The sequence below is a fragment of the Pseudomonas sp. BGA-UO-ETr-WB11 genome, assembly GCF_059567785.1.
In genome coordinates, this window is the sequence record NZ_JCAQOS010000006.1 from 254,401 (window position 1) to 275,458 (window position 21,058).

The 21,058-nt window shown below is 59.6% G+C and carries 20 protein-coding genes; 15 read left to right on the forward strand and 5 right to left on the reverse strand.

Features of this window, described 5'->3' with window-relative positions; all coding sequences use genetic code 11:
- Positions 1-42 precede the first annotated feature (42 nt).
- The 5 genes from dapD to map are packed head-to-tail and all read right to left on the reverse strand — an operon-like array spanning position 43 to position 6,212.
- The gene (gene dapD, locus AC56DI_RS10105; RefSeq protein ID WP_496346029.1) at positions 43-1,077 is read right to left on the reverse strand and encodes a 2,3,4,5-tetrahydropyridine-2,6-dicarboxylate N-succinyltransferase; all 1,035 of its coding nucleotides are present in this window, start codon (positions 1,075-1,077) and stop codon (positions 43-45) included.
- A 45-nt stretch (positions 1,078-1,122) separates the two neighbouring features.
- A complete protein-coding gene (locus tag AC56DI_RS10110; RefSeq protein ID WP_496346030.1) occupies positions 1,123-1,470 on the reverse strand; it encodes an ArsC family reductase in 348 nt (115 codons plus the stop codon).
- Positions 1,467-2,669, reverse strand: a complete 1,203-nt coding sequence (dapC, locus tag AC56DI_RS10115) for a succinyldiaminopimelate transaminase (RefSeq protein WP_496346031.1) — start codon at positions 2,667-2,669, stop codon at positions 1,467-1,469. Before dapC ends, AC56DI_RS10110 begins: the two co-directional genes overlap by 4 nt.
- Positions 2,670-2,684: 15 nt before the next feature.
- Positions 2,685-5,387 (reverse strand): [protein-PII] uridylyltransferase, encoded by a 2,703-nt coding sequence (locus tag AC56DI_RS10120; RefSeq protein ID WP_496346032.1) that lies wholly within the window; start codon positions 5,385-5,387, stop codon positions 2,685-2,687.
- Between the two features lie 27 nt (positions 5,388-5,414).
- A complete protein-coding gene (gene map, locus AC56DI_RS10125; protein WP_496346033.1) occupies positions 5,415-6,212 on the reverse strand; it encodes a type I methionyl aminopeptidase in 798 nt (265 codons plus the stop codon).
- 269 nt (positions 6,213-6,481) lie between these two features.
- Here map and rpsB point away from each other — a divergent pair, with 269 nt between their 5' ends.
- From rpsB to rnhB, 15 genes are all read left to right on the forward strand, one after another.
- Positions 6,482-7,225 carry a 30S ribosomal protein S2 gene (gene rpsB / locus AC56DI_RS10130; protein ID WP_324518229.1) on the forward strand — a complete coding sequence of 248 codons (744 nt, stop codon included), beginning with the start codon at positions 6,482-6,484 and terminating at the stop codon, positions 7,223-7,225.
- 182 nt (positions 7,226-7,407) lie between these two features.
- The gene (gene tsf, locus AC56DI_RS10135; protein WP_496346034.1) at positions 7,408-8,277 is read left to right on the forward strand and encodes a translation elongation factor Ts; all 870 of its coding nucleotides are present in this window, start codon (positions 7,408-7,410) and stop codon (positions 8,275-8,277) included.
- Positions 8,278-8,490: 213 nt separating this feature from the next.
- Complete coding sequence (gene pyrH / locus AC56DI_RS10140) at positions 8,491-9,234, forward strand: UMP kinase (protein WP_324518227.1); 744 nt, start codon at positions 8,491-8,493, stop codon at positions 9,232-9,234.
- Entirely contained in the window at positions 9,231-9,788 is a 558-nt protein-coding gene (frr, locus tag AC56DI_RS10145; RefSeq protein ID WP_496346035.1) for a ribosome recycling factor, read from the forward strand. The genes pyrH and frr overlap by 4 nt, the downstream gene beginning before the upstream one ends.
- A gap of 14 nt (positions 9,789-9,802) precedes the next feature.
- A complete protein-coding gene (gene uppS / locus AC56DI_RS10150; protein ID WP_496346036.1) occupies positions 9,803-10,570 on the forward strand; it encodes a polyprenyl diphosphate synthase in 768 nt (255 codons plus the stop codon).
- Positions 10,570-11,385: a phosphatidate cytidylyltransferase gene (locus AC56DI_RS10155; protein ID WP_496346037.1), complete on the forward strand. Its 816-nt coding sequence runs from the start codon at positions 10,570-10,572 to the stop codon at positions 11,383-11,385. Before uppS ends, AC56DI_RS10155 begins: the two co-directional genes overlap by 1 nt.
- A complete protein-coding gene (gene ispC, locus AC56DI_RS10160; RefSeq protein WP_496346038.1) occupies positions 11,382-12,572 on the forward strand; it encodes a 1-deoxy-D-xylulose-5-phosphate reductoisomerase in 1,191 nt (396 codons plus the stop codon). The genes AC56DI_RS10155 and ispC overlap by 4 nt, the downstream gene beginning before the upstream one ends.
- A gap of 15 nt (positions 12,573-12,587) precedes the next feature.
- Positions 12,588-13,940, forward strand: coding sequence for an RIP metalloprotease RseP (gene rseP, locus AC56DI_RS10165; protein WP_496346039.1), 1,353 nt, complete (start codon positions 12,588-12,590; stop codon positions 13,938-13,940).
- Positions 13,941-14,012: 72 nt separating this feature from the next.
- Complete coding sequence (gene bamA / locus AC56DI_RS10170) at positions 14,013-16,415, forward strand: outer membrane protein assembly factor BamA (protein ID WP_496346040.1); 2,403 nt, start codon at positions 14,013-14,015, stop codon at positions 16,413-16,415.
- A gap of 51 nt (positions 16,416-16,466) precedes the next feature.
- Positions 16,467-16,970, forward strand: a complete 504-nt coding sequence (locus tag AC56DI_RS10175) for an OmpH/Skp family outer membrane protein (RefSeq protein WP_496346041.1) — start codon at positions 16,467-16,469, stop codon at positions 16,968-16,970.
- Positions 16,970-18,031, forward strand: coding sequence for a UDP-3-O-(3-hydroxymyristoyl)glucosamine N-acyltransferase (gene lpxD, locus AC56DI_RS10180; protein WP_496346154.1), 1,062 nt, complete (start codon positions 16,970-16,972; stop codon positions 18,029-18,031). The genes AC56DI_RS10175 and lpxD overlap by 1 nt, the downstream gene beginning before the upstream one ends.
- Positions 18,032-18,078: 47 nt before the next feature.
- A complete protein-coding gene (gene fabZ / locus AC56DI_RS10185) occupies positions 18,079-18,519 on the forward strand; it encodes a 3-hydroxyacyl-ACP dehydratase FabZ (RefSeq protein ID WP_496346042.1) in 441 nt (146 codons plus the stop codon).
- Positions 18,516-19,292 (forward strand): acyl-ACP--UDP-N-acetylglucosamine O-acyltransferase, encoded by a 777-nt coding sequence (gene lpxA, locus AC56DI_RS10190; protein WP_324518212.1) that lies wholly within the window; start codon positions 18,516-18,518, stop codon positions 19,290-19,292. The genes fabZ and lpxA overlap by 4 nt, the downstream gene beginning before the upstream one ends.
- Before the next feature lie 2 nt (positions 19,293-19,294).
- Positions 19,295-20,437 carry a lipid-A-disaccharide synthase gene (gene lpxB, locus AC56DI_RS10195; RefSeq protein WP_496346043.1) on the forward strand — a complete coding sequence of 381 codons (1,143 nt, stop codon included), beginning with the start codon at positions 19,295-19,297 and terminating at the stop codon, positions 20,435-20,437.
- The gene (gene rnhB, locus AC56DI_RS10200; protein ID WP_324518209.1) at positions 20,428-21,027 is read left to right on the forward strand and encodes a ribonuclease HII; all 600 of its coding nucleotides are present in this window, start codon (positions 20,428-20,430) and stop codon (positions 21,025-21,027) included. The genes lpxB and rnhB overlap by 10 nt, the downstream gene beginning before the upstream one ends.
- Positions 21,028-21,058 lie beyond the last annotated feature (31 nt).

The following is a 21,058-nucleotide window of genomic DNA, read 5'->3' on the forward strand; positions in this document are numbered from 1 at the left end:
GGTATCAGCGCTACGCGCTTCAACCCATCCTACAAGAGCGGCTTAGTTGTGGGCGTGCAGGGCTTCGTTCAGCTCAATGGCCGACTTGTGGGTTTTGCATTCCACGGCGCCGGTTTGTGAGTTGCGACGGAACAGCAGGTCGGTCTGGCCGGCCAGTTCGCGTGCTTTGACCACTTTGACCAACTGGTTGTCAGCATCCAGCAGCGCCACCTTGGTGCCGGCAGTGATGTACAGGCCGGACTCCACGGTGTTGCGGTCGCCCAGGGGGATGCCGATGCCGGCGTTGGCGCCGATCAGGCAGCCTTCGCCCACGCTGATGACGATGCTGCCGCCACCGGACAGGGTGCCCATGGTCGAGCAACCGCCGCCCAGGTCAGAACCTTTGCCGACGAATACGCCGGCCGACACGCGGCCTTCGATCATGCCGGGGCCGGCAGTACCAGCGTTGAAGTTGATAAAGCCTTCGTGCATGACCGTGGTGCCTTCGCCGACATAGGCGCCCAGGCGCAGGCGGGAGGCGTCAGCGATACGCACGCCGTTCGGCACCACGTAGTCGGTCATTTTCGGGAACTTGTCGACCGAGAAGACTTCCAGCAGCTCGCCACGTAGACGTGCTTCCAGTTGGCGTTCGGCCAGCTCGCCGAGGTCGATGGCGCCCTGGCTGGTCCAGGCCACGTTCGGCAGCAGCGGGAAAATACCGGTGAGGTTCAGGCCGTGGGGCTTGACCAAGCGGTGCGACAGCAAGTGCAGCTTGAGGTAAGCCTCAGGCGTTGAGGTCAGGGCGTTATCGTCGGCCAGCAGGGTGGCGACCAGCGGTTTTTCGCTCTCTGCCAGGCGGGTCAGCAGGGCGGCCTGCAGGGCGTCGATTGGCTTGACGGCTTCGGCCAGTTTCTCGGCCTGGCTGGTGCTGAAGCTGATGGCCTGATTGCCGCCGCTGTAACCGAGAATCGGCGCGATGGCGGCCAGCAGTTCGGCCGACGGCTTCAGCAGCGGTTGGGCGTAGAACACTTCCAGCCAATTGTTTTGACGGTTTTGTGTGCCGACCCCAAAGGCCAGGCTGAACAGTTGTTGCGACATGGTTAGTTTCCTTATTGCGTCAATTCTGGGTGTGGCTGGCTCGATTCAGGCCAGCGCCTGGGCATACAGTTCCGGCTTGAAGCCGAGCAGGGTGCGGTCACCGAGGTCCAGCACCGGGCGTTTGATCATCGACGGCTGGGCCAGCATCAGACTGATGGCCTTGTCCTGGTCAAGATCAGCTTTGGCAGCGTCATCCAGCTTGCGAAAGGTAGTGCCGGCACGGTTGAGGACTTTCTCCCAGCCATGTTCGTCACACCACTTGTGCAGGCTGGCGCTGTCGATGGCGCTGACTTTGTAGTCGTGAAAAACGTAGCTCGCGCCTTGCTCGTCGAGCCAGGTGCGGGCTTTCTTCATGGTGTCGCAGGCCTTGATGCCGTAGAGGGTAATGCTCATGCCGGCTGGCTCTGAATAAAGTGACGAATACGCTGGGCGGCTTCGATGCACTCGGCCAGCGGCGCGACCAGGGCCATGCGGATGCGCCCGGCGCCTGGATTAAAACCATCCACGTCGCGCGACAGGTAGGAGCCGGGCACTACGGTGACGTGCTCCTGGGCGAACAGCGCGCGGGTGAACTCGGCGTCGTCCCCCGTGACCTTGGCCCACAGGTAAAAACCGCCGTCCGGACGCTGTACGTCCATGACGGGGCTGAGGATATCCAGCACGGCGTCGTACTTGGCACGGTACAGGTCGCGGTTGGCGCGCACGTGGTCTTCATCGTTCCAGGCGGCGACGCTGGCCAACTGGGTCGGCACCGACATGGCGCAGCCGTGGTAGGTGCGGTAGAGCAGGAAACCCTTGAGGATGTCGGCGTCACCGGCCACGAATCCGGAACGCAGGCCTGGCAGGTTGGAGCGCTTGGACAGGCTGTGAAACACCACGCAGCGCTTGAAATCGCTCCGGCCGAGGCTGACGCAGGCGCTGAGCAGGCCGGCCGGCGGTTGCTGTTCGTCGAAGTACAGCTCGCTGTAGCACTCGTCGGCGGCGATCACAAAGTCGTACTGGTCGGCCAGGGCAATCAGCTTTTCCAGGGTCGCCAGCGGAATCAGCGCACCAGTCGGGTTGCCGGGCGAGCACAGAAACAGAATCTGGCAGCGCTGCCAGGTGTCGGCACTGACGGCGTCGAAGTCTGGGTTGAAGCCATTCTCAGCCAGGCACGGCAGGTAGTGCGGCTGGGCGCCGGCGAGCAGGGCCGCGCCTTCGTAGATTTGATAGAACGGATTGGGGCTGACCACCAGGGCGTCGTCCTGGCGATCGACCACGGCCTGGGTAAAGGCGAACAGCGCTTCACGGGTGCCGTTGACCGGCAGCACATGGCGCGCGGCGTCCAGCCAGCCGGCGGGCACGCCGAAACGGCGCTGGCACCAGTCGCGGATTGCTTCGCGCAGCGCCGGCAGGCCGAGGGTGGTGGGGTACACCGCCAGTTGTTCGAGGTTGCTGGCCAACGCTTCAGCGACAAACGCCGGTGAACGGTGTTTGGGTTCGCCAATCGACAGGGCGATGGGGCTCTTGTCGGCAGCTGGCTGCACGCCGCTCAGCAGCGCGCGCAGTTTCTCGAACGGGTAAGGTTGCAGGTGGTTCAGAGCGCTGTTCATCGGTGGTGCAGCTTCCTAAAAGCGAATGGTGGTTGCGCCGCCGGTCGGGCCGTTGGCGTCTGACAATTGGGCGGTGAGGGCGGCCTGCAGGCGCGCGCAGAGTTCGGCGTCGGCCAGCGGCTGGTGCTTGGCATCGGTGACGAAGAACACGTCTTCGACCCGCTCGCCCAGGGTGGCGATCTTGGCATTTTGCAGTGACAGATCGAAGTCGAGAAAGATCTTGCCGATGCGTGCCAGTAAGCCTGGGCGGTCCGGTGCGGTGATTTCCAGCACGGTGACCGGGCGCTGGGCGTCGTTGTGGATGCTCACCTGGGGGGCGAAGGCAAAGTGCTTGAGCTGGCGCGGCACACGACGCTGGATGATCGCCGGGTAGTCGTCCGGGTTTTTCAAGGCGTCCACCAGGCCCTGGCGAATTTCCAGAATGCGCGCCGGGTTGTCGCCAATCGAGCCGCCGTCGGCATCCAGGACGATGTAGGTGTCGAGGGTGAACTGGCTGGACGAGGTGATGATGCGGGCGTCATGGATGCTCAGGTTGAGCTGGTCCATGGCGGCCACGGTCACGGCGAAGAAGTCGTGCTGGTCGGGGGCGTAGATGAAGATCTGCGTGGCACCCTCGAACTCGCGCTGGGTGGTTTCCTTGATCAGCACCAGCGGCACGGCGTCGGCCGGGTGCTGGAGGATGGCCTCGGTGTGCCAGGCAACATCGTTTGAGGTGTGACGCAGGAAGTAGTCGTCGCCCAGTTGCGACCAGAGTTGCTCGGCCTCGTCCTGGTCGTTGCCGTTGCGCACCAGAATGTCGATGGCGGCATTCTGCGTCTGACGGATCTGCTCTTCACGGTCCAGCGGGTTTTCCAGGCCGCGGCGCAGGGCGCGCTTGGTCTCGGTGTACAGCTGGCGCAACAGGCTGGCGCGCCAGGAGTTCCACAGCGTTGGGTTGGTGGCGTTGATGTCAGCCACGGTCAGCACGTAGAGGTAGTCAAGGCGCGTCTGGTCGCCCACCAAGCGGGCGAAATCGTTGATTTCCTGCGGGTCGGAGAGGTCCTTGCGCTGCGCTGTGGTGGACATCACCAGGTGATTTTTCACCAGCCAGACGATCAGGCGCGAGTCCCATAGCGGCAGTTGGTGGCGCTGGCAGAACACCTCGGCATCCACTGCGCCAAGTTCCGAGTGATCGCCGCCACGGCCCTTGCCGATGTCGTGGTAGAGGCCGGCGAGGTAGATCAGCTCAGGTTTGGGCAGCGCGCCCATGAGCTTGCTGGCCAGCGGGAACTTCTCGCTGACGCCCGGCTTGCCCAGTTTGCGAAGGTGTTTGATCAGGTTCAGGGTGTGGGCATCGACCGTGTAGATGTGGAAGAGGTCGTGCTGCATTTGCCCGACGATCTGGCCGAACTCTGGCAGGTAGCGGCCGAGGATGCCGTAGCGGTTCATGCGGCGCAGGTTGCGGTGAATGCCTTCCTGGGACTTGAACAGCTCGATAAACAGGCTGGTATTGCGAATGTCGCGGCGGAAGTCGTCGTCGATCAGTGTGCGGCTCTCGCGCAGCCGGCGGATGGTGTCGGCTTGCACGCCGCGCACTTCCGGGTGCTGGGCCATCAAGACGAAAATTTCCAGAATCGCGAAGGGCGTACGCTTGAACACATTCGGGTGGGTGACTTCGAGAAAGCCGTTGCGCACCTGAAAACGACTGTTGAGCGGTTGCGCCGGCTGGTTGTCGCTGTGGCGCAGGATCACTTCTTCGAAGTGCTGCATGATCAGGTCATTCAACTCGGCCACCGCCATCACCGCGCGGTAGTACTTCTGCATCAGTTGCTCGACAGCGAGCTTGCCGTTGTCGTCACTGAAACCCAGCAGGCCGGCGATTTTCTGTTGGTGGTCAAAGAGCAGGCGGTCTTCGCTGCGGCCGGCCAGCATGTGCAGGGCATAGCGCACCTTCCAGAGAAAGTCCTGGGAGGCGGCCAGCAGGCTGAACTCGCTTTCTATCAGAAAGCCCTGGGATGCCAGTGCATGCAGGTTGAGCGTGCCGAACTGGCGGCGGGCGATCCAGAGGATGGTCTGGATGTCGCGCAGGCCGCCGGGCGAGCCTTTGACGTTGGGTTCGAGGTTGTATTCGGTGTCGTTGTACTTGGCGTGGCGAGCGTGCTGCTCATCGCGTTTGGCCAGGAAGAAGTGCTTGCTCGGCCACATCTGCTGCGGGCTGGTGACTTCCAGCATGCGCTGGCGCAGGTGCTCTGGGCCGGCAATGGTGCGGCTTTCCATCATGTTGGTGATGACGGTCAAGTCGGCGCGCGCTTCGTCGGCACACTCGGCCACTGAACGCACGCTCTGGCCGACTTCCAGGCCAATGTCCCACAGCAGCATGAGGAAGCGTTCGATCGAGTCGCGAAACAACTCCTGATCCTCGTTTTCCAGCAGGATCAGCAGGTCGATATCCGAGTGCGGGTGCAGTTCGCCGCGGCCATAGCCGCCGACGGCCACCAGGCTGATGGCGGCCTCACTGCTCCACTTGAAGCGATCCCAGGCCTCGCGCAGGATCTGATCGATGCACCAGGCGCGGTCTTCGATCAGGCGGCGAATGTCGCGATGGCCCATGAAACGTGCGTTAAGCGCGTCATTGATTTGCCGCAGGGCTTTCTTGAAGGCGGCAATCGGGCTGGGCTTGCGCGCCAGCTCCGCCTGGAACTGGCCGCGGTCAAACAGCTCGGGATCAACCTGCGGCATATAACGGTCTTCCTTATAAAGAAGCGATCAGGCCGGCTGGGTGGCCGGAGCGCTGCGCGGCAGGGTGTCATCACTGCGCAGGGTGAAGATCTCGTAACCGTCGGCGGTCACCAGAATGGTGTGTTCCCACTGGGCGGAGAGCTTGCGGTCCTTGGTGATGGCGGTCCAGCCGTCGCCCAGGGTGCGGGTTTCGGCGCGGCCCTGGTTGATCATCGGCTCGATGGTGAAGGTCATGCCTTCTTTGAGTTCCATGCCGGTGCCGGCGCGGCCGTAGTGCAGCACTTGCGGCTCTTCATGGAACACGGCGCCGATACCGTGGCCGCAGTATTCGCGCACCACCGAATAGCCGTTCTTTTCTGCGTGCTTCTGGATCACTTCGCCGATATCACCCAGGCGCGCGCCCGGACGGACCAGAGCGATGCCCTTGTACATGCATTCCTGGGTGATGCGGGCGAGCTTCTCGGCCCATTCGCTGACCTTGCCGACCATGAACATCTTGCTGGTGTCACCGTGGTAGCCGTCTTTGATCACGGTGATGTCGATGTTCAGCACGTCGCCATCTTTCAGCGGCTTTTCATTGGGAATGCCGTGGCAGACCACATGATTGATCGAGGTGCAGATCGACTTGGGGAAGCCTTTGTAGTTGAGCGGGGCGGGGATGGCCTGCTGCACGTTGACGATATAGTCGTGGCAGATACGGTCCAACTCTTCGGTGGTTACGCCCGGCTTGACGTACTCGCCGATCATTTCCAGCACTTCGGCGGCCAGGCGGCCGGCGACGCGCATTTTCTCGATTTCAGCGGGCGTCTTGATCGTGACGGTCATAGCGGGGTCTCTGCTGCAGGCGGAAAAGGTTCGCATATTAGCAGCTTCAGGGCGCCAGCCATAAGCACGACGCGTAACTCGGTATGACGCTGCAGACTAGTTTGTGTCGCGCTTGTGTGCTATAAAGTGCGCCGCTTTACGGGGTAGCCCGGCAAAGCATTAACCCCACACACGTATCGACACGGTGACCTGGGTGCCTTCAAGACTGGTTCTGGAGGGTTGGTCATTGGGATGCGTGGAGGCCTAACCCGACTTATTAAGGAACTATCATGTCCCAAGTCAATATGCGCGATATGCTGAAGGCCGGTGTGCACTTCGGCCACCAGACCCGTTACTGGAACCCGAAAATGGGCAAGTACATTTTCGGCGCGCGCAACAAGATCCACATCATCAACCTTGAAAAAACCCTGCCGATGTTCAACGAAGCACTGTCTTTCGTTGAAAAACTGGCTTCGGGCAAAAACAAGATTCTGTTCGTTGGCACCAAGCGTTCCGCTGGCAAGATCGTCCGCGAAGAAGCAGCTCGCTGCAACTCGCCGTTCGTCGATCATCGCTGGTTGGGCGGCATGCTGACCAACTACAAAACCATCCGTGCCTCGATCAAGCGTCTGCGTGATCTGGAAGTTCAGTCGCAAGACGGTACTTTCGCCAAGCTGACCAAGAAAGAAGCCCTGATGCGCACCCGTGATCTGGAAAAACTGGATCGCAGCCTGGGTGGTATCAAGGACATGGGCGGTCTGCCGGACGCTCTGTTCGTAATCGACGTTGACCACGAGCGCATTGCTATCACCGAAGCCAACAAGCTGGGCATCCCAGTTATCGGCATCGTCGATACCAACAGCAGCCCGGAAGGCGTTGACTACATCATCCCAGGTAACGATGACGCCATTCGCGCTATCCAGCTGTACATGGGTGCCATGGCTGACTCCGTAATCCGTGGTCGCAGCAATGCTGCCGGCGGTACCGATGAGTTTGTTGAGCAAGCTCCTGCTGCTGAAGCGGCTGAAGGCTGAGTAATTAACGCCTAGCGTTTACTCAGTACGCAAAAAGGGGGCTTAGCCCCCTTTTTGCCACCTCGAAAACCATTTATTAGCGTCGTTGTGTTGAGTGACTGGCTGCTAGTGGATGTGTGAAGAATTTAACGCCCGTGTACTCGGGTGGAATGGTTTAAAACCTATCCAAGAGGAATTTTGAAATGGCAGAGATTACTGCAGCGTTGGTTAAAGAACTGCGTGAGCGTACCGGCGAAGGCATGATGGATTGCAAGAAAGCCTTGACCAAGGCTGGCGGCGACATCGAAAAAGCCATCGACGACATGCGTGCTTCGGGCGCCATCAAGGCCGCTAAGAAAGCCGGCAACGTAGCTGCTGAAGGCGCGATCAGCGTTAAAGTCGCTGAAGACGGCAAGTCGGCTGTTATCCTTGAAGTCAACTCGCAAACTGACTTCCTGGCTCTGCAGGACGATTTCAAGAACTTCGTTGCCAGCAGCATCGAAAAAGCCTTCGCTGACAAACTGACCGACGCAGCTCCGCTGATCGCCGCTCAGGAATCGGCTCGTGAAGCCCTGGTGGCCAAAGTTGGCGAAAACGTCAACATTCGTCGTCTGGCGCGTGTTGAAGGTGACGTGGTTAACGCCTACCTGCACGGCAACAAGATCGGTGTTGTGGTTGTCCTGAAAGGCGGTGACGCTGATCTGGCCAAAGACATCGCTATGCACGTGGCTGCCAGCAACCCTGAGTTCCTGCTGCCTTCGGAAGTTTCGGCTGATGCCATCGAACGCGAGAAAGCCGTGTTCATGAGCCTCAACGAAGACAAAATCAAAGGCAAGCCGGCTGAAATCGTCGAGAAGATGGTTGGCGGCCGTATCCAGAAGTTTCTGGCTGAAGCCAGTCTGGTTGAGCAAGCCTTCGTTAAAGATCCGGAAATCAAGGTTGGCGCTCTGGCCAAGAAAGCCGGTGCTGAAATCGTTTCCTTCACGCGCTTCCAGGTAGGCGAAGGCATCGAGAAGCCGGTCGACAACTTCGCCGAAGAAGTTGCTGCCCAGTTGGCTGCCAGCAAGCAGTAAGACGGTTCATACTGTCGCACCCAAGAGGCTGCCCGCTCACGCGAGCGGCCTCTTTTACAAACAGGGGAGCCGAATCGGACTGAAACTCCCCCGGTGTTTGTGTGTCAGATGGCACCAGATGCTGTAGGCGCTTTCGCAGCGCGTCCAAGATTTTATTCGTGTGCAGGCCTCAAGGGCCTGCGCAGTATTCAAACGCCGCAGGAGAGATACGCAATGGCTCAGCAGGTGAGTGGTCGTCAACCTCGCTATAAACGCATTTTGCTCAAACTTAGCGGCGAGGCCTTGATAGGCTCGGAAGAGTTCGGCATCGATCCGAAGGTGCTGGATCGCATGGCCCTGGAAGTCGGCCAACTGGTCGGCATCGGCGTGCAAGTCGGTCTGGTCATCGGCGGTGGGAACCTGTTCCGTGGTGCTGCGCTGAGCGCGGCTGGCATGGATCGGGTTACGGGCGACCACATGGGTATGCTCGCCACCGTGATGAACGCCCTGGCCATGCGTGATGCGCTGGAGCGTTCGAATATTCCAGCATTGGTCATGTCGGCCATTTCCATGGTTGGTGTCACCGATCACTATGACCGCCGCAAGGCCATGCGCCACTTGAACGTGGGCGAAGTGGTGATCTTTGCTGCCGGTACGGGCAACCCGTTCTTTACCACGGACTCGGCCGCCTGCCTGCGCGCCATTGAAATCGATGCCGACGTGGTGCTCAAGGCAACCAAGGTTGATGGTGTGTACACCGCCGACCCGTTCAAGGATCCCCATGCCGAGAAGTTCGAGCACTTGAGCTATGACGAAGTGCTGGATCGCAAGCTGGGCGTAATGGACCTGACTGCCATTTGCCTGTGCCGTGACCACAACATGCCGCTGCGGGTGTTCAATATGAACAAGCCGGGCGCTTTGCTGAATATCGTGCTCGGCGGTGCCGAGGGAACGCTGATCGAGGAGAACAAGCAATGATCAACGAGATCAAGAAAGACGCACAAGTACGCATGCAGAAGAGCTTGGAATCGCTGCTGCATGCCTTCAGCCGCATCCGCACCGGTCAGGCCCATCCGAGCATTCTCGGTGGCGTGATGGTGCCGTACTACGGCGCGGATACCCCGTTGAATCAGGTGGCCAACGTCACCGTCAAGGATTCCCGCACCCTGCAGGTGGTGGCTTTCGAACGCAACATGCTGGCGGCCGTCGACAAGGCGATCCAGAGCTCTGGTCTGGGCTTCAACCCCACCAACCTGGGTGAGTTGTTGCTGATCTCCATGCCGGCGCTGACCGAAGAAACCCGTCGGGGTTTCACCAAGCAGGCCCGTGACGCGGCGGAAGATGGTCGTGTGGCCGTGCGCAATATTCGCCGCGATGCCCTGAGCCAGTTGAAAGACCTGGTCAAGGAAAAGGAAATCAGCGAGGACGACGAGCGTCGGGCTGCCGATGATATCCAGAAGCTGACCGACAAGTTCGTTGCTGAGATTGAAGTGGCTGTTAAACAGAAAGAAGCGGATTTGATGGCCGTTTAACGGTCGCTAAGGTCATGGATAAGACAGTGTCCGAGTCTTTAGCGGTGGTGCCGCGGCATGTTGCCATTATCATGGATGGCAACAATCGCTGGGCGAAAAAACGTTTGCTGCCGGGCGTCGCCGGGCACAAAGCCGGCGTCGATGCGGTGCGCGCGGTCATCAAGGTGTGCGCTGAGGCTGGGGTTGAGGTGTTGACCCTGTTCGCGTTCTCCAGTGAGAACTGGCAGCGTCCCGCTGAAGAGGTTGGGGCGTTGATGGAGCTGTTTCTCAGCGCGCTGCGGCGTGAGGCGAAAAAGCTCAAGGAAAACGAAATCAGCCTGCGCATCATTGGTGATCGCTCGCGCTTTCACCCGGAGTTGCAGGCCGCTATGGCGGCAGCCGAGGCGGAAACCGCCGGGCCGAGCAAGTTCGTCCTGCAGGTGGCGGCCAACTACGGTGGGCAGTGGGATATCGTGCAGGCAGCCCAGGCGCTAGCGCGTGAGGTTCAAGCCGGCAGTCTGGTGCCAGATGCCATAAGTGCTGAACTGTTGCAGGGGCGTCTAGTGACAGCCGATTTACCCTTGCCAGATTTGTGCATCCGCACCGGTGGCGAACATCGCATCAGCAATTTCCTGCTGTGGCAGCTGGCCTATGCCGAGCTGTATTTCTCCGACCTGTACTGGCCGGATTTCAAACACCAGGCCATGCGCAATGCGCTGGCTGACTACGCTACCCGCCAACGTCGCTTCGGCAAGACCAGCGAACAGGTGGAAGCGCAAGCCGCATCTAAGGCGCGCCCATAATGCTGAAACAACGGATCATCACCGCGTTGCTGTTGCTGCCTATCGCTCTGGGTGGGTTCTTTCTGCTGGATGGGGCGAGTTTCGCCCTGTTCATTGGCGCGGTGGTTACCTTGGGTGGCTGGGAGTGGGCGCGCCTGGCAGGCCTGGCTGCGCAGCCGCTGCGGATCGCCTATGGCGCTTTGGTGGCGGTGCTGTTGTACGGCCTGTATGTGTTTCCGCAACTGGCGGCCAAGGTATTGTTGGCGGCGGTTGTCTGGTGGTTGCTCGCCACCTTGCTGGTGCTCAATTTTCCGCGTAGCAAAGTGGTGTTTCAGTCGCTGCCGAGCAAGGTGCTGATTGGTCTGTTGATCCTCTTGCCGGCCTGGCAGGGCTTGGTGCTGCTCAAGCAGTGGCCTCTGGGCAATTACCTGATCGTGGCCGTGATGGTGCTGGTGTGGGGAGCGGATATCGGTGCTTATTTTGCTGGTCGGGCCTTTGGCAAGCGCAAGCTGGCGCCGCAGGTGAGTCCAGGCAAAAGCTGGGAGGGTGTGATCGGCGGTCTGCTCACGTGCCTGCTGATTGCTCTGGCGGTGGGTCTCTATCGCCACTGGGGGCCAGTCGAACTGGCGCTGGCCCTGGCCAGCACCTTGTTGCTGGTGATGGTCTCGGTGGTTGGCGATCTGACCGAAAGCATGTTCAAACGTGAGGCAGGGATTAAAGACAGCAGTAATCTGTTGCCCGGCCATGGCGGAATTCTTGATCGTATTGACAGTCTGACAGCCGCCATCCCGCTGTTTGCCGTGCTGCTCTGGGCCGTTGGCTGGGGCGTGCTGTGACTGCGCCGCAACAGGTAACGGTGCTGGGCGCCACTGGCTCCATAGGCCTCAGCACGCTGGATGTGATTGCGCGCCATCCGCAGCGCTATCAAGTGTTCGCCTTGACCGGCTTCAGTCGTCTGGCTGAGCTGGAAGCGTTATGCCTGCGCTTTAAACCCCGCTACGCCGTTGTGCCTCAGTCGTCTGCTGCCCAGGCTTTGCAATCAACCTTGCAACTTGCGGGCTCGGCTACTCGGGTGCTGGTGGGGGAGGCCGGGCTCTGCGAAGTGGCGGCCCATCCTGAGGTGGATGCCGTGATGGCGGCCATCGTCGGGGCGGCCGGTTTGCCGCCGACCCTGGCGGCGGTGCAAGCAGGCAAAAAAGTCCTGCTGGCCAACAAGGAAGCCCTGGTGATGTCCGGCGCCTTGTTTATGCAGGCGGTGCGCCGCAGCGGCGCCGTGCTATTGCCGATCGACAGCGAACACAACGCCATTTTTCAGTGCTTGCCGGGGGACTATGCCCGCGGCCTGGCGCCGGTCGGTGTGCGTCGCATTTTGCTGACCGCCTCCGGTGGACCGTTTCGCCAGACGCCGCTGGAAGAGTTGCAACACGTCACGCCTGAGCAGGCCTGTGCCCACCCTAACTGGTCCATGGGGCGGAAGATTTCCGTCGACTCGGCCAGCATGATGAACAAGGGGCTTGAGTTGATCGAAGCCTGTTGGCTGTTCGCTGCCAAGCCGTCCCAGGTCGAGGTGGTAATCCATCCGCAAAGCGTGATCCATTCCCTGGTCGACTATGTCGATGGTTCGGTCCTGGCGCAGTTGGGCAATCCGGATATGCGCACCCCCATCAGTCATGCCCTGGCTTGGCCGGAGCGGATTGATTCAGGGGTGGCTCCGCTGGACCTGTTTGCCGTCGCCCGCTTGGATTTCCAGGCGCCGGATGAGCAGCGTTTTCCCTGCCTGCGCCTGGCAAGGCAAGTGGCTGAGATCGGCGGCACTGCCCCGGCCTTGCTGAATGCGGCCAATGAAATCGCTGTGCAGGCGTTCCTCGAGCGGCGCATCCGCTTTCCGCAGATCGCCACCATCATTGAAGACGTATTGAATCTTGAGCCTGCCGTCGAGGTCGAAAGCCTGGATAGCGTGTTGCTGGCCGATGCCAGCGCGCGTGCACATGCCGAGCAATGGTTGCAGCGTAACGGGCGCTAAACCCGGAGGATGTCGATGAGCGCGCTCTATATGATTTTTGGCACCCTGGTGGCCTTGGGGGTGTTGGTCACTATTCACGAGTTTGGCCATTTCTGGGTCGCACGGCGCTGTGGCGTCAAGGTCCTGCGCTTTTCCGTCGGCTTTGGTACGCCTTTGCTGCGTTGGCAGGATCGTCAGGGCACCGAGTTCGTGATCGCAGCTATCCCGTTGGGTGGCTACGTCAAAATGCTCGATGAACGTGAAGGAGAGGTGCCCGCCGAGTTGCTGTCCCAGGCGTTTACCCGTAGGCCGGTAGGGCAGCGCATCGCTATTGTGGCGGCGGGGCCGTTGGCGAACTTTATCCTGGCATTTGCCTTTTTCTGGGTGCTGGCGATGTTGGGCAGCCAGCAGATCAAGCCAGTTATTGGTGCTGTGGCGTCGGGCAGTCTGGCCGCGAGTGCGGGGCTGGAGGCAGGTCAGGAAGTTGTGGCCGTCGATGGCGAGCGCACCAGTGGTTGGGGTGCGGTCAATCTGCAGCTGGTGCGGCGCTTGGGCGAGACCGGCACAGTCGAATTGCTGGTGCGTGAGGCGGGCTCCAGTGTCGAAAGTCCCCGTCAGTTGCAGCTGTCGCAATGGCTGCAGGGCGAGGCTGAGCCCGATCCGATCAAAGCGCTGGGGATTAGTCCCTGGCGTCCGCAGATTGAGCCGGTGCTGGCTGAGCTGGATCCTGAAGGGCCAGCCAGTGCGGCGGGCTTGAAAGTGGGGGATCGCCTGCTGGCCCTGGACGATGTTGCGCTTGATGACTGGCAGCAGCTGGTCGATCGCGTACGTGGCCGGCCGGCGGAACAGGTTAAGTTGCGGGTGCAGCGCGGTGATCAGGTTTTTGAGTTGTCCTTGACCCTGGCCTTGCGCGGCGAGGGTGCTGCACGTAGTGGTTACCTGGGAGCTGGTGTGCAAGGCGGAGCTTGGCCGCCGGAGATGCTGCGGCAAGTCAGCTTCGGTCCACTTGAGGCTGTTGCAGAAGGGGCGCGGCGTACCTGGACCATGAGTGTGCTAACCCTCGACTCGCTAAAGAAAATGTTGTTTGGCGAGCTCTCGGTAAAAAACTTGAGCGGGCCGATAACCATTGCTAAAGTGGCCGGCGCTTCTGCTGAGTCCGGGGTGGGGGATTTTCTTAATTTCCTTGCTTACCTGAGCATCAGCCTAGGCGTGTTGAATTTATTGCCAATACCCGTGCTGGATGGGGGGCATCTGCTGTTTTACCTGGTTGAGTGGGCCCGTGGGCGTCCCTTGCCGGAGCGGGTGCAAGCGTGGGGCATGCAGATTGGTATCAGTTTGATCGTCGGGGTGATGTTGCTGGCCCTGATAAACGATCTGGGCCGACTGTAAACGCACCGAGTTTCGAATCTGCCGCGTACTGCGGCAGATTTTTTATTGTCAGTTGAAATAAGAAAGGACTTCATGAAACGTCTGCTGCTAACTGCGGTGCTGTCCGCACTGATGATCGCCGAAGTTCACGCCGAGTCCTTCACTGTCTCCGATATTCGCGTCAACGGCCTGCAGCGGGTTTCCGCGGGTAGCGTGTTTGGCGCTTTGCCGTTGAACGTGGGCGAAAAAATCGATGACCGCACGTTGGTTGATGCCACGCGGGCACTCTTTAAAACTGGCTTCTTTCAGGACATCCAGCTTGGCCGTGACGGTGACGTGCTGGTTATCAGCGTTGTTGAGCGTCCATCCATCTCCGGTATCGAAATCGAAGGCAACAAAGCGATCAAGACCGAAGATCTGCTTAAAGGCCTGAATCAGTCCGGTCTGGCCGAAGGCGAGATTTTCCAGCGCGCAACCTTGGAAGGCGTGCGGAACGAGTTGCAGCGTCAGTACGTTTCCCAAGGCCGCTATTCGGCCACCATCGATGCCGAAGTGGTGCCGCAACCGCGTAACCGCGTGGCATTGAAAATTAATGTCAACGAAGGCTCGGTTGCTGCGATTCAGCACATCAACATCGTTGGCAACAGCGTATTCCCTGAAGAAGACCTCAGCGGCCTGTTTGAGTTGAAGACCACCAACTGGCTGTCTTTCTTCAAGAATGACGACAAGTATTCCCGGGAAAAACTCTCCGGTGACCTTGAACGTCTGCGCTCCTACTACCTCGATCGCGGCTATATCCACATGGATATCACCTCGACCCAGGTTTCGATTACCCCGGACAAGCAACACGTGTATGTCACCGTCAACGTTGACGAAGGTGACAAGTACACCGTTAGCGGCGTGAAACTCAGCGGCGACCTCAAGGTGCCGGAGAGTGAACTCAAGGCCCTGTTGCTGGTGCGTGAAGGCCAGGTGTTCTCGCGCAAGCTGATGACCACCACGTCCGAGTTGCTGACTCGTCGACTGGGCAACGAGGGCTACACCTTCGCCAACGTCAACGGCGTGCCGGAAGCCAATGATGACAACAACACAGTTGCCATCACCTTCGTGGTCGATCCGAGCAAGCGGGCTTACGTCAATCGCATCAACTTCCGTGGCAACACCAAGACTGAAGATGAAGTGCTGCGCCGCGAAATGCGCCAGATGGAAAATGGCTGGGCATCGACCTACCTGATCGATCAGTCCAAGACCCGTCTGGAGCGTCTGGGCTACTTCAAGGAAGTGAACGTCGAAACGCCGAAAGTGCCGGGCAGCGATGACTTGGTTGACGTGAACTACAGCGTTGAAGAGCAGGCGTCGGGCTCCATCACTGCCAGCGTCGGTTTTGCTCAGAACGCCGGTTTGATTCTGGGTGGCTCGATCAGCCAGAACAACTTCCTCGGTACGGGTAATAAAGTCAGCCTGGGCTTGACGCGCAGTGAATATCAAAGCGCCTACAACTTCGGTTTCGTTGACCCCTACTGGACGGTTGACGGCGTGAGCCTGGGTTACAACGCCTTCTTCCGCGAGACCGATTACGATGAGCTGGATACCGATGTATCGAGCTACTCCATCGACAGTCTCGGTGTTGGCGCCACCATCGGTTACCCGATCAGTGAAACCTCGCGTCTGACCTATGGCCTGACCGCGCAGCAGGATGAACTGGATCCCGGTTTCTACACCGTGCAGCAGATTCAGGACTTCCTGGAAAACGAAGGTACCGACTTCACCAACTTCAAGGCCTCAGTCGGCTGGTCTGAGTCCACCTTGAACAAGGGTGTGCTGGCCACTCGTGGTGCTTCCCAGAGCCTGGTGCTGCAGGCAACCGTGCCGGGCAGTGACCTATCGTTCTACAAACTCGACTACCGTGCGCAGATGTTCAAGCCGCTGACCCAGAGCACGACTTTGCGCTTCCATACCGAGCTGGGTTATGGCGATGGCTACGGCTCTACCGAAGGCTTGCCGTTCTACGAGAACTACTACGCTGGTGGTTTTGGTTCGATTCGCGGCTTCCGTGACAACTCGCTCGGCCCGCGCAGTACGCCAAGTCGTGCGTACCCGAATCTGCCCGTCAATGATCCGTTGAACGTCAATGCTTGTAACCCTAATACCGGCATATGTACTGATCCGGATCAGGACCCGCTGCCCTTCGGCGGTAACGTACTGGTTCAAGGTGGTGCCGAGTTGCTGTTCCCGCTGCCGTTCGTCAAGGATCAAAGCTCCCTGCGCACCTCGCTGTTCTGGGATGTGGGTAATGTGTTCCAGACCAACTGCGATGGTTATGAGGCAGGTGAGTGTGCAGATATCGGTATCAGCGACATGGCCAGTTCCGTGGGCGTTGGTTTGACTTGGATCACCGGCTTCGGTCCGTTGAGCTTCAGCCTGGCCGCACCGATCAAGAAACCGGATAACGCCGATACCCAGATCTTCCAGTTCTCGCTCGGTCAAACGTTCTAATCAGTGTTTGATTTTTACTAAAGACAACAGTTTTGTTGCAGGAGTAACAAAGTGCGTAAGTTGACTCAAGTGGTTCTGTGCATGGCAGCCCTGATGGCCACTCCAGCCTTTGCGGAGATGAAAATCGCCGTGATGAATTATCAAATGGCGCTGTTGGAGTCCGATGCGGCGAAGAAGTACGCCGTGGATGCCGAGAAGAAGTTCGGCCCGCAACTGACCAAGCTGAAGTCGCTGGAAAGCGGCGCTAAAGGCATTCAGGATCGTCTGGTCAAGGGTGGCAGCAAGATGGCCCAGGGCGAGCGTGAGCGCCTTGAGTTGGAATTCAAGCAAAAGGCCCGTGATTTCCAGTTTCAGTCCAAAGAGCTGAACGAAGCCAAGGCTGTTGCGGATCGTGACATGCTCAAACAGTTGAAGCCGAAGCTGGACAAGGCGGTTGAGGAAGTGATCAAAAAAGGCAACTTCGACCTGGTGCTTGAGCGTGGTGCGGTCGTCGATGTCAAACCTCAGTACGACATCACCCGCCAAGTCATTGAGCGCATGAATCAGCAGCGCTAATTATGTCGGTCGTGGTTTTCACTCTAGGCCAGTTGGCTGAGCGTCTCGGTGCCACCTTGCGGGGCAGTGCCGAGCGGCAGATTACTGGCCTCGCTACGCTGCAGGATGCTCAGCCTGAACAGTTGAGCTTTCTGGCCAATCCCCAGTATCGCAAGTTTCTCAGCCAAACCCAGGCGGGCGCCTTGCTGCTCACCGTTGCGGATGCCGAGGGCTATGCGGGTGATGCGCTGCTGGTGGCCAACCCCTATCTGGCCTACGCAGAGCTGTCCCATCTGTTTGATCGCAAGCCACAGGCTGTTGGCGGCGTACACCCGACTGCTGTGGTTGCCAGTGATGCTCAGGTGCATGCCTCTGCCAGCATTGGCCCTTATGCCGTTATCGAAAGCGAGGCGCACATTGGCGCGGGTGTCACCGTCGGTGCCCACTGCGTGATTGGTGCTCGCTCGGTAATCGGTGAGGGCGGCTGGTTGGCGCCGCGAGTGACCCTTTATCACGATGTGCATATCGGTAAGCGGGTTGTCATCCAATCTGGTGCGGTGCTTGGTGGCGAAGGTTTTGGTTTCGCCAACGAAAAAGGCATTTGGCAGAAAATTGCCCAAATTGGGGGTGTAAGCATTGGTGATGACGTCGAGATCGGTGCCAATACCACCATCGACCGAGGCGCATTGGCGGATACCCTGATCGGCAATGGTGTGAAGCTGGATAACCAGATCATGATTGCCCACAACGTACAGGTGGGTGATCACACTGCCATGGCCGGTTGCGCAGGAATTTCCGGTAGCACCAAAATCGGCAAGCACTGCATGATCGCGGGCGGTGTCGGCATGGTTGGTCACATCGACGTGTGTGACAACGTGTTCGTGACTGGCATGACTATGGTTACCCGTTCCATCACTGAGCCTGGCTCATATTCTTCCGGCACGGCCATGCAACCGGCCGGCGAGTGGCGTAAAAGCGCGGCGCGGATTCGTCAATTGGACGAAATGGCGCGTCGGCTGCAGCAATTGGAAAAACGCCTGGCAGCCGTGACCTCTGATCCTCAGACCTCATCAGAGGCCTGATCCGCGAGCGTTGCGCGGCCCCACCTTTACTACAGGCTTCCCCGAACATGATGGACATTAACGAGATTCGCGAATACTTGCCGCACCGCTACCCCTTTTTGTTGGTAGACCGGGTGACGGACTTGGATCTTGAGGCCAAACAGATTCGTGCCTACAAGAACGTGACCATCAATGAGCCTTTTTTCAACGGCCACTTTCCCCAGCACCCGATCATGCCGGGTGTCTTGATCATTGAAGCCATGGCCCAGGCGGCCGGCATCATGGGCTTCAAGATGATGGACCTGAAGCCGATCGATGGTGTGCTCTATTACTTCGTTGGTTCGGACAAGCTACGCTTTCGGCAACCGGTTGTGCCGGGCGATCAGCTGATTCTGGAAGCGCGGTTTATCAGCGCCAAGCGCAGCATCTGGAAGTTTGCCTGCCGGGCTACGGTTGACGGTAAGGAAGTCTGCTCGGCTGAAATCATTTGTGCGGAACGCAAGCTATGAGTTTGATTGACCCTCGCGCCATCATCGATCCGTCGGCCAAGCTGGCGGATGACGTTCAGGTCGGCCCCTGGTCGATCATCGGGCCTGATGTGGAAATTGGCGAGGGTACCGTGGTGGGTCCCCATGTGATCATCAAGGGGCCGAGCAAGATCGGTCGCCACAACCGCATCTACCAGTTTTCTTCGGTGGGTGAAGATACCCCGGACTTGAAGTACAAGGGCGAGGCAACACGGCTGGTAATTGGCGATCACAACGTGATTCGCGAAGGCGTGACCATTCACCGTGGCACCATTCAGGATCGCGCGGAAACCACCATCGGTGATCACAACCTGCTGATGGCCTACGTGCATATCGGTCACGACAGCGTAATTGCCAACCACTGCATCCTGGTCAATAACACCGCGTTGGCCGGTCATGTGTTGGTCGACGACTGGGCCATTTTGTCCGGTTTTACCCTGGTGCATCAGTTCTGCCGGATCGGCGCTCACAGTTTTTCCGGCATGGGCACAGCGATTGGCAAAGACGTGCCAGCTTTCGTCACTGTGTTCGGCAACCCGGCCGAAGCGCGCAGCATGAACTTCGAAGGCATGCGCCGTCGTGGTTTCAGCCCTGAAGCCATTCAGGCTCTGCGTCGTGCCTACAAAGTGGTCTACCGCCAAGGGTTAACGGTGGAGCAGGCCATGGCGGAAATGGCCGAGTCGGCTGCGCAGTTCCCTGAAGTGGCCTTGTTTCGTGACTCCGTACAGGCGTCCAGCCGCGGCATCACCCGCTGATCATGGGCTCGACCCTGCGCGTCGCCCTGGTGGCTGGCGAAGCTTCTGGCGATATTCTCGGCGCTGGCCTGATGCAGGCCTTGCGTGCTCAGCATCCTGCCATTGAGTTTATTGGCGTCGGAGGCCCGCGCATGCAGGCCCAGGGGCTGAACTCCTATTTCCCGATGGAACGTCTGTCGGTCATGGGGCTGGTAGAAGTGCTCGGGCGCCTGCCGGAGTTGCTGTCGCGGCGCAAACGCCTGATCCGCACGCTCATTGAGCAAAAGCCGGACGTGTTTATCGGCATCGATGCGCCGGATTTCACCCTTGGCGTCGAGCTCAAGTTGCGTCGTGCCGGAATCAAGACGGTCCACTATGTCAGCCCCTCCGTGTGGGCCTGGCGGCAAAAGCGCGTATTCAAAATCCGCGAAGCCTGCGACCTGATGCTCACCCTGTTTCCCTTCGAAGCGCAGTTTTACCAGGCCCATCAGGTGCCGGTGCGTTTCGTCGGGCATCCCCTGGCTAACACCATCCCGCTTGAGCTGGATCGTGCGGCTGCACGCTTAACCCTAGGCTTGCCGCAGCAGGGGCGTGTGGTTGCGTTGCTGCCGGGCAGTCGCGGTGGTGAGGTGGGTAATCTTGGCGACTTGTTCCTCGATGCCGCCCAATTGTTGCTTCGCACTCAGCCACAGCTGCGCTTTGTCCTGCCCTGCGCCAGCCCCGAGCGGCGCGTGCAATTGGAGGCCATGCTGGTCGGTCGCCAGTTGCCGCTGACCTTGCTTGATGGCCAGTCCCACGAGGCCCTCGCGGCGTGCGATGCGGTGTTGATTGCCTCAGGTACCGCGACCCTGGAGGCGCTGCTGTGTCAGCGGCCGATGGTGGTGGCCTACCGCGTGGCGCCGCTGACGTACCGCATCCTCAAGCGGCTGGTCAGCAGTGCCTATATCTCTCTGCCTAATTTGCTCGCCGGTCGCTTGTTGGTGCCTGAGCTGATTCAGGATGCCGCGACCCCTGAAGCGCTGGCCTCTACACTGTTGCCGTTGCTGGAAAACGGTACCACCCAGATCGCCGAATTTGCCGCTATTCATCGCAGCCTGCGCCTGGACGCCTCGACGCAGGCGGCCGAAGCCGTGTTGGCATTGATCGCAGGCCAGTCATGCAACTAGGCCTAGATTTCACCCTGGTTGAAGAGCTGGTCGCAGGGGTTGATGAAGTAGGCCGTGGGCCCCTGTGTGGCGCGGTGGTCACGGCGGCGGTGATTCTCGATCCGGCGCGGCCAATCCTCGGTCTAAATGACTCGAAGAAACTCACCGAAGCGCGCCGCGAGCTGCTGTTCGATGAGATTCGCGAGAAGGCCTTGTCCTGGTGCATCGCCCGCGCCGAGGTCGAGGAAATCGATCAGCTGAACATCCTTCACGCCACCATGCTGGCCATGCAGCGCGCCGTTGCTGGCCTGCATATCACCCCACGGCTGGCCCTGATCGACGGTAATCGCTGCCCTCAACTGGCGGTGCCCAGTGCTGCTGTAGTCAAGGGCGATAGCAAGGTGCCGGCGATTGCCGCGGCGTCGATCCTCGCCAAGGTCAGTCGTGACCGGGAAATGCAGGCGCTCGACCGTCAGTATCCGGGCTACGGTATCGCCGGGCACAAGGGCTACCCGACGGCGGTGCACCTAGAGGCATTGCAGCGTTTGGGGCCGACGCCCGTGCACCGGCGTTCATTCGGGCCAGTCCGGCGCTTGCTCGAACAGTCCTGAGTCAGTTCACCCAACGCAGCTGTTGTTTCCA